This is a genomic window from Anaerorhabdus sp., assembly GCF_036657415.1.
Classification (GTDB): Bacteria; Bacillota_I; Bacilli_A; order Erysipelotrichales; family Erysipelotrichaceae; genus Anaerorhabdus.
Map to the genome: position 1 here is coordinate 1 of NZ_JAVXGL010000034.1, position 863 is coordinate 863.

1 protein-coding gene is annotated in these 863 nt (G+C 31.1%); it reads left to right on the forward strand.

The window, feature by feature from the left end; genetic code table 11:
* The coding region (locus tag RSB60_RS06385) for a sensor domain-containing diguanylate cyclase (RefSeq protein WP_332615221.1) at positions 1-863 on the forward strand (863 nt) is incomplete at both ends.

Sequence of the window (863 nt, forward strand, 5' to 3'; positions counted from 1 at the left end):
TGCTCTCATTCAAAAAATTAATCTCAATTATATTAATCACTATATTAAGGAACTTAAAATTGGAACTCTTGGCTATCTTTATGTACTTGATTATAATGGTAATACATTATCACACTATTATGATGATCGTGTTCAATTGGCTCCAAAAAACGAAGACAGAGTTGATAATCTATTGAAATTAATTAATCAAATTAAAGATAACACACTAACTAGTGAAAGTGATTTCTTTGACTACAAAATACATGATCGATCCATTCACGCTTATTACGATACCATTCCTTCTACTGGATGGGTTGTAGTATCCGCAATTCCTTATACTGAAATATATGCGAAAAGTAGTCAGCTCTTATTTTATTTATTTACAACTGCTTGCGTTATCATCATTGTCTCACTTTCCATTGGTTTAATGGCAGTTAAACATATTATCAATCCTCTACAATACATTAGTGAACGTATAAAAAACATTGCATCTGGTGATTTCTCTCAACGTTGTGTTTATTCAGGAAAAGATGAATTTAAATCAGTATGCGAAAATGTAAACCAAATGACTGATAATTTGAGTCAAAGTTATCAGCGTCTTGAAGAATCCGCAAAAACCGATATATTAACTCTACTCCCTAACCGCAATGCAATTTATAGTGTTATGGATAACTTATTCAATACACAAGAAAATCAAGCGTGTATATTGCTGGATTTAGATGGTTTTAAAAATGTAAATGATTGTTTTGGACATGATCATGGTGATGATGTGTTAATTTCAGTCGCAAAAGTTCTACGAAGTGAAGTAAAAGAAAATGTTTATATCTCACGTCTCGGTGGAGATGAATTCTTGATATTTATAAGTAAGTACGAGTCTAAAGAAG